Source organism: Vibrio sp. 2096 (assembly GCF_033339595.1).
Classification (GTDB): domain Bacteria; phylum Pseudomonadota; class Gammaproteobacteria; order Enterobacterales; family Vibrionaceae; genus Vibrio; species Vibrio alginolyticus.
The window spans coordinates 1-7,198 of sequence record NZ_JAWOUX010000030.1 but is presented as its reverse complement, the minus strand read 5'-3'; the positions used below and the strand labels follow the sequence as shown (position 1 = coordinate 7,198).

9 protein-coding genes and 2 pseudogenes are annotated in these 7,198 nt (G+C 42.1%); 7 read left to right on the top strand and 4 right to left on the bottom strand.

Annotation, left to right across the window (positions count from 1 at the left end; all coding sequences use genetic code 11):
* A pseudogene (locus R7Q41_RS23385) lies at nucleotides 1–346 on the top strand (hypothetical protein); the annotation flags it as partial.
* A gap of 57 nt (nucleotides 347–403) precedes the next feature.
* Here the strand turns inward: R7Q41_RS23385 and R7Q41_RS23380 are convergent.
* Nucleotides 404–1,294, bottom strand: coding sequence for a replication initiation protein (locus R7Q41_RS23380; protein WP_012615284.1), 891 nt, complete (start codon nucleotides 1,292–1,294; stop codon nucleotides 404–406).
* 634 nt (nucleotides 1,295–1,928) lie between these two features.
* On the opposite strand from R7Q41_RS23380, the gene R7Q41_RS23375 reads away from it, so the two are divergent.
* The 3 genes from R7Q41_RS23375 to R7Q41_RS23365 all read left to right on the top strand — a co-directional run bounded on the left by R7Q41_RS23375 (nucleotide 1,929) and on the right by R7Q41_RS23365 (nucleotide 3,769).
* A complete protein-coding gene (locus tag R7Q41_RS23375; protein ID WP_000361705.1) occupies nucleotides 1,929–2,585 on the top strand; it encodes a quinolone resistance pentapeptide repeat protein QnrVC5 in 657 nt (218 codons plus the stop codon).
* Between the two features lie 162 nt (nucleotides 2,586–2,747).
* On the top strand, nucleotides 2,748–3,221 hold the full coding sequence (gene dfrA31 / locus R7Q41_RS23370; RefSeq protein WP_000703246.1) for a trimethoprim-resistant dihydrofolate reductase DfrA31: 474 nt from the start codon (nucleotides 2,748–2,750) through the stop codon (nucleotides 3,219–3,221).
* A gap of 155 nt (nucleotides 3,222–3,376) precedes the next feature.
* A complete protein-coding gene (locus R7Q41_RS23365) occupies nucleotides 3,377–3,769 on the top strand; it encodes a hypothetical protein (protein WP_000884724.1) in 393 nt (130 codons plus the stop codon).
* Nucleotides 3,770–4,159: 390 nt separating this feature from the next.
* On the opposite strand, the gene R7Q41_RS23360 is transcribed toward R7Q41_RS23365, so the two are convergent.
* The 3 genes from R7Q41_RS23360 to R7Q41_RS23350 are packed head-to-tail and all read right to left on the bottom strand — an operon-like array spanning nucleotide 4,160 to nucleotide 4,950.
* Nucleotides 4,160–4,444 carry a type II toxin-antitoxin system RelE/ParE family toxin gene (locus R7Q41_RS23360; RefSeq protein ID WP_012615283.1) on the bottom strand — a complete coding sequence of 95 codons (285 nt, stop codon included), beginning with the start codon at nucleotides 4,442–4,444 and terminating at the stop codon, nucleotides 4,160–4,162.
* Nucleotides 4,437–4,679, bottom strand: coding sequence for a type II toxin-antitoxin system ParD family antitoxin (locus tag R7Q41_RS23355; protein WP_012615282.1), 243 nt, complete (start codon nucleotides 4,677–4,679; stop codon nucleotides 4,437–4,439). Before R7Q41_RS23355 ends, R7Q41_RS23360 begins: the two co-directional genes overlap by 8 nt.
* A 43-nt stretch (nucleotides 4,680–4,722) precedes the next feature.
* Nucleotides 4,723–4,950, bottom strand: coding sequence for a hypothetical protein (locus R7Q41_RS23350; RefSeq protein ID WP_225452192.1), 228 nt, complete (start codon nucleotides 4,948–4,950; stop codon nucleotides 4,723–4,725).
* A gap of 723 nt (nucleotides 4,951–5,673) precedes the next feature.
* On the opposite strand from R7Q41_RS23350, the gene R7Q41_RS23345 reads away from it, so the two are divergent.
* From R7Q41_RS23345 to R7Q41_RS23335, 3 genes and pseudogenes are all read left to right on the top strand, one after another.
* Nucleotides 5,674–5,919, top strand: a complete 246-nt coding sequence (locus tag R7Q41_RS23345; RefSeq protein WP_169573145.1) for a hypothetical protein — start codon at nucleotides 5,674–5,676, stop codon at nucleotides 5,917–5,919.
* Entirely contained in the window at nucleotides 5,912–6,820 is a 909-nt protein-coding gene (locus tag R7Q41_RS23340; RefSeq protein WP_102137292.1) for a tyrosine-type recombinase/integrase, read from the top strand. The genes R7Q41_RS23345 and R7Q41_RS23340 overlap by 8 nt, the downstream gene beginning before the upstream one ends.
* A pseudogene (locus R7Q41_RS23335) lies at nucleotides 6,817–7,198 on the top strand (hypothetical protein); the annotation flags it as partial. The gene R7Q41_RS23340 and the pseudogene R7Q41_RS23335, both read left to right, overlap by 4 nt.

The following is a 7,198-nucleotide window of genomic DNA, read 5'->3' as shown; positions in this document are numbered from 1 at the left end:
CGAAAACATAAAACGAGAATACCAAGGTCAAGTTGAGAAGGATATCGTAAACAAACACGCCAAAGAAGCGAAACGACTCAACAAGAAAGAAAACGAGATCTACGCTATCAAGCAGCAAACAGAGAACAAGGAAGTGGCGTTACAAAAGCAAATAAGAATAGTCAATCACGCACACCGTCGACAAAACCAACAGACACAGAGTAAGTTAGGTCAAAGAGATCGACTGAGCGCAGAGAAGAAAATAATGGCAGAGTTCTTAGATGAAATAGACTGGAAGTTCACGGATGGAACAAAAATCACGTATACCGCTCTAGCAAGATTAGCAAAGAAACATAGAGGCCATTAATCAGATAACAACCCTAAAAAGGGCTGTTATCTGATATAGCTTGTTTAGTGCCACACATTACAATTTGCCAGTCGACTTCCAACGGAAGTAAGTTCTTCGACTGATACCAAGCTCAACCCAAGGTTCGTTAAGGCTAGGTCTACCTCCACCTTTTGAAACTTTTCCACCCTTAGCACCTTTCTTAGCGTGCCATTGGCTTTTCTTTTCTGGCGTGAATTCTCGATACGTCCAGTTAGCGATCGACTTCGCTATCGCTTTCACTTCTGACACGGGCAAAGGAACATTGAACTGGCTATTCGTACTTTCTACTTTGTCGTAGACGGCTGCATTCCACTTTCTTTTGTAGTTAGGCGCCCAGTATTCCCGAATCGCTCTATATGCCCACTGACGAGTGTTATCGAACAACTCACAGTTACGGCCAAGACCAGACGTTTCGCTACCACGTAACGGGTGGCCTTTCAGATCGAGGTATTCCGCCAGTTCATCGAGTGTGTACTCGTACTCTGTCCAAAACTCATTTTGCCAATGTGGGTGCAGTGGATTTTTCGTCAGTAGTCCTGCGAATCCACGATCCGCTTTCAGACGCTCAATCATCGCGGATTCAATCGCAGCTGCGTAGCGAATAGGTTCACTATGCGCGATATCAGACGTACAGAATGGAACTTTCAAGCGATACGCAATGTGTGCGTGTGCGTTCTCTGGGTTCTTTGAAGTCCAATATGGTGTGGGAAGATCGTTGTCGTACCAAGCCAACACACCGCCTTGTCGATCAATATCAAAGACAAGGTAAGTGACCAACTTCGGTTGGTTCACTTGCAGATATTTTTTCTTAATCGCTGTACTTTTTGGGCGTATGTAAGTGACACCGAGTTCATCGGTGCAATACGGCTTATGAGGAAGCGTCTCGATTAGATCGAGTTGAAATGCGTTTGATTGTTTAGCTTTCACACATAACTGCACTTATGGCGGTTACGTGTGGATTGTCTTTGTCTTTCCATGTGTTAAAATTACCTTAAGCTTTAGCCCTGATAACTCTCCATTCCGCCAAGTTTGAATGAGTTTCGGGGCTTTGTTTTATCTAGAGTTAATCTTACTCCTCAATACCTTACTTCGCAATTTCCCTTCGCTTTTCTTGCTTTCAGGCACAAAAAAGGCCGCTATAGCGACCTTTCGAGAATCATTGTTCTACCGAAACACTGCACTTCGCACAAAGTGACATTACGTTAAATCCCACTCTTCACATTAAGCGACATGTTACCACCTAACATGCCGAATTTATCTTTAAGTCTTTGAATTTATGTTGACCATGAAAGATTAAATGAGCTTAGATCTGAGTAGAAATACGGCTTTTCGCCGTATAGAAAGCGTTATGTGTTTTTCTTGCAAGCGCCATGATTAATCAAAACTTTTTTCTAGCCATGCGGCATGGGTGAATTAAAAAACGGTGCCTTAGAGCGTCAATTTGGCGCCTTATTTTTGCGATTTTAAGTGGTTGTAAGTTGCTGTTTTTAAGGTGTTTATTTTTCTTGAGAACTGGTTGGTAAATGTTAGTCTTCGACTCAAATAGAAAGAGGGCTAGAAAATGGATAAAACAGACCAGTTATATGTACAAGCAGACTTTTCACATCAAGACATGAGTGGTCAGTATTTTAAAAATTGCAAATTTTTCTGCTGTTCCTTTAAACGAGCGAACCTCCGCGATACACAATTTGTAGATTGTTCTTTCATTGAACGAGGTGAATTAGAGGGGTGTGATTTTTCTTACTCGGATCTTAGAGATGCATCTTTTAAAAACTGCAGTCTTTCAATGTCGTATTTCAAAGGTGCAAATTGTTTTGGTATCGAGTTCAGAGAATGCGATTTAAAGGGTGCCAATTTTTCTCAAGCTAGCTTCATGAATCAGGTATCGAACAGAATGTATTTTTGTTCAGCTTATATAACAGGTTGTAATCTTTCATACGCCAACTTTGAAAGGCAGTGTATCGAAAAGTGTGATTTGTTTGAGAATAGATGGATTGGCGCAAATCTGAGTGGTGCATCATTTAAAGAGTCTGATTTAAGTCGGGGAGTATTTTCTGAAGGGTGTTGGAGCCAGTGTAGGTTGCAAGGTTGTGATTTGAGCCACTCGGAGTTGTATGGTTTAGACCCTCGGAAAGTTGACCTTACAGGTGTAAAAATCTGTTCGTGGCAGCAAGAACAACTTTTAGAGCAATTAGGTTTAATAGTAGTTCCTGACTAAATTTGATGGTTTGAACACACACATAACAAACGCCTCAAGAGGGACTGTCAACGCGTGGCGTTTCCAGTCCCAATGAGCCGCTGTGGTTGCAGTTGTTGTGTTTGAGTTTAGTTGTTATGCGTTGCCAGCCCCTTAGGCGGGCGTTAGCCCTCAGGAGGAAAAATGAAAATATCCATTATGGCAGCAGTTTCTGAGAATGGAGTAATTGGCTCTGGATTGGATATACCTTGGCATGTACAAGGTGAGCAGCTCCTGTTCAAAGCTATGACTTACAATCATTGGCTTTTAGTCGGTCGTAAAACTTTCGACTCAATGGGTAAACTTCCCAATAGGAAATATGCTGTGGTTACTCGCTCAGAAATGGTCTCGAATGATCCAGATGTTATTTATTTCACCAGCATTGAATCGGCATTATCTTACTTAGACAATACGACAACACATGTCTTTGTTTCTGGTGGTGGTGAAATTTACAAAGCATTAATCGAACAAGCAGATGTTATCCATCTTTCAGTGATTCATAAGCACATCTCTGGCGACGTGTTTTTCCCTTCAGTTCCACAGAGTTTCAAACAAACATTTGAGCAAAGTTTCAGTTCAAATATTGATTACACGTACCAAATTTGGGCAAAGGGCTAACAAACTGTTTAAGAGGGATTCACAACGCGTGGCATTTTTACTATGCGTTGGTTTTAGTGGTTAAGGCGGTATGCGGAAGCTTCGGTATTGCGTTGCTCACCCCTTAACAGGGCGTTAGAGCACTCCTAGTAAAGTAACATAGAGTTAACAAAATAATGTTAGATAAATTAGTTGGTAAGGTTATTAATTTCAAAGCGGTCACTAAAACCAAGGTACAGTTTGAATTAAGTGAAAATAATTGTGTAATCGAACTTCAAGTATCTGATGCTTGGGTTATTAATCGTAATGATGAAGTTACTGTTGTCGGCGAGCGGGACTCAAAAACAGGTAAGTTTATTGCCTATGCTTACAATAACCACACAAAGGGAGTATTTGGTAAGTATGATGCCCAAGTAGTAGGTGGATGGTTGTTTGTTGTTATTGGGCTATTCTTTTTTTGGGCTATTTTTCCACTGTTCTTACATGTTCCTGCAGGAATCAAACAGATTTCGCTTGGGAAAAAAGTTAACGAAGCTTTTGACTTGGTGACACAGAGCAAAGTGCTCTAACAAAGCATTTAAGAGTGATTCGCAACGCGTGACTCTGTAACGAAAATCACCTCCCCCTATTGATTAATGTATACCAATTTCATAGAACCACTTGAAGATGTATACATTAATCAGAATCCAAATTTATGCCTGAGCCACACTCAAAATCGGTGTCTATTATTCCTATTATGTTAAACGGGCGAGTTAGCTATCAAAAACAGCCCTTAGAACGCCATCAGAGGCTCTAGGCACGTTTTTAAGCACTTACTATGCCCTACTGACCCAGAAATCGGGCTGAAAGTTTGTGACGCTTTTCAGGCGATTTACAGGGCAAAGATGGCGCTGTTCGTTTGAAACAAAAAACGCCCTCTAAGGGGCGTTTTTCTAGGTTTTATCAAAAAATTAAGTAATTTAAAGATGCAACATTGGGTTCATCTGTTGGTGCAAGATCCGGATAACAAAGATATCGAACTCTCGAACTCGATAAAAAATGGCGTGTTTCTGATGATCATGACGACGTACGCCAGAACGAAGTTCGGAACAATCTCGACCAATGAATGGTGCCTCTGACAGAGTTTGTAAACATTGTTCCATTTCATCGGTGTAGTTGTCGGCTTGCTCTGCGCCAAAATTTAAAAAGGTATATTCGTAGATATCCCCAAAATCGTCTGCTGCTTTTTGGGAAAGTTTATACATGCAGCTTGGCCTTTCTTCTTGCTGCCACTTCTTTTAATGACAAGGAACACTCTCCGCTCGCCTCACCCTCATCGAGCGCTTTTCGCAGTAAGTCTTGTTGATTCTCTTGTTGTTCGAGTAGTCGCAATGCACTTCTCATCACTTCACTTGTTGAGCCATAACGACCTGTTGCGATCATTCTTTCGATAAAACAATCAAGAGATTCTCCGATTGTGACGCTTGTTGTTCTAGCCATAAAATCACCATGTGTTAATTATTAACACACCTAGTATACCTCTTCATTTTCTCTTTTTCGCTAATTGCTTATCACACCATGCCATGAGCTGTTCGGCTTTCAATGTTATTACCCCCAGAGCCAACATACCCAAGATGTAACTCCACCCCAAAGCATTCCCCCAACCCGGTATGTTGTCACTCACCACAATGAAAACAGCGCAAAATGATAATGCTGTAAAAATAACTCGAATAAACATAACAGCCTCTTTCTCATAGATTCTTTTATCCACCTTACCATCAGCGTTTTGTTTCCTAAGTTTGGCTCTTGATCATGCAGCTCAAAAACGCCTAGCGTTCAAAATGCACATCACCGGCCCAGGATAAACTTGCAGTTTATCTTGGGCTAGTGATGCGACAAGCGCAGCGCGTCAGTTCGTGAGGGGCTACTGCCCCTAACCCCGTCAAATTCACTCAAAGCACCGCCCTGTTGCTACGCAATTCAGGCGGTACTTTTCGCAAATTTCGCGAGCCTACTCGCGCTATGTAGAATTTAAAAATTCCACATAGCGCGAGCTTTAATAAGCTTTTATATAATTTCACGCAACAAAAAGCCTGCAACAAAACAATATTGCAGATAAAACGTGAAAATGTCACAATGGAATTTCCATAGCCCACTGCTGCTTATGCAGGAACCTGACCTCTACAACCTCCTTGGTTTGGTCTGCGAAAATCAAATCCGCGCTTAGTCAGAGAACTAAAAAATGATTTTGCCTCAGGGGAGTACGGCCTAGTTAACACCGTACACGTTGGTTTTAATTACTGATACCAACGGTGCTTCTCAAAGCAGCGAAACACAAAAATCAGTACGCACTTCACTGGCGGAAAGTGAACGTGAAAAGGTGTGAACAGTCGGCCTTGCTATACGAAAAAAAGCAAAATTGGCGAACGGCAATGCCGTCTGGATATTTTTACGAAAATATTTAGCTAGTTCTTACGCCCACATCGAGATTTTTATGAGCTTTGATCCAGTAGCAGCGACCGAAGCTGCAAAAAAGACCCGTGCTTTACGCAAAGGCAAAAACTATAAGAAACGCACCTCTAAACTTGAACCGTTCCGTTCTGAAATCGCCAAAATGTACAAGCATGGCGCATCTTTAGAACTGATTGCTCTGCACCTCCAAACTGAACACAAGCAATATGCAGCTCGCAGTACCATCCTCCGATATATCCATTCCATCGGAGTAACACGCAATGGCTAAAGGGCACTTCGCAAAATCAGAAAAACAAGCCGCTTCTGTCATGAAAGAAATGCAGGGGAAAGGTAATGCCATAGAATCGGTGGGAACGGCGAGGAACTACGAACAAGCATTGAAAACCTGTTGCGATTATCTGAAAGAGTTCAAGCTTGGCTCTCTAAGAGAACTAACCCCAGAACAAGCAAAAAACTACATAGAGTTACGCGCTCACGAATGTAAACAAAGCACAATCGACATGGATCGTCAGGCAATACAAACAATGATGCAGCATGTCACACATAAGTTAGAACCCAATCAAACACTATACCCACCCAAAGAGCTTCCTACATCTAAAAAAGAAACTATTGAAAACTCTCGTTCTTACACGCCAGAACAGGTCAATGCGATCATTCAGCACCAAACCGAGCAACATGCACTCTCAACACAACTTTGTCATGAAGCGGGTCTACGCGCTCACGAACTGTACACACTACGACCTTCTGGCGAAGTAAATCCGAGTCCACGGGACGTACACCAAGATAAATTTTCCCAACTCCCCAATGACTCAAAAACCTACACGGTTCAAGGGAAAGGCGGTCTCATTCGTGAAGTTCAAATCCCCAACCATTTGGCAGAAAAGTTAGAAGAACGCAGACTCGATACACCACAGCAACTCTCTGACAGGGGCGTGAATTACGAATCGCATTACAACATAGCAGGAGGACACAAGTTTTCTGATGCGTTCAGCAAAGCGAGTTCTCGCGCTCTTGGGTACTCCAACGGAGCACACGGCTTACGCCATAGCTACGCACAAAACCGCTACGAACAACTGGCTAACCACTTTGAGCGTATCGATGTCATGACGATTATTTCTCAAGAGCTAGGGCATTTCCGCCCCGATATTACAGAGGTATACCTACGATGATTTGGGGATTTTTGACGGTAATTGTTGTGGGATTGGTATTGCTTTTTGCAGCACCATTTCTTGATTTTCTAACTCCCGATAGCACGATTTGGTTAGTAGACTTATCCAACTCAAATGGTCCTATTTTACTAGCACAAGGCGCAAAAACGCTCTGGTACCAATGGCAATCATGGGTTTACATATTCTTGTTTAGCCTCATGACAGCGTTCATTTTAGGTTTAATTTACAACGGCATTCGCACATTCGCAGATGAGTCGTTACTCAAAGCTAAGAAAGAATTAGCTAAAAAAACGAAAGAGATCGAAAACATAAAACGAGAATACCAAGGTCAAGTTGAGAAGGATATCGTAAACAAACACGCCAAAGAAGCGAAACGAC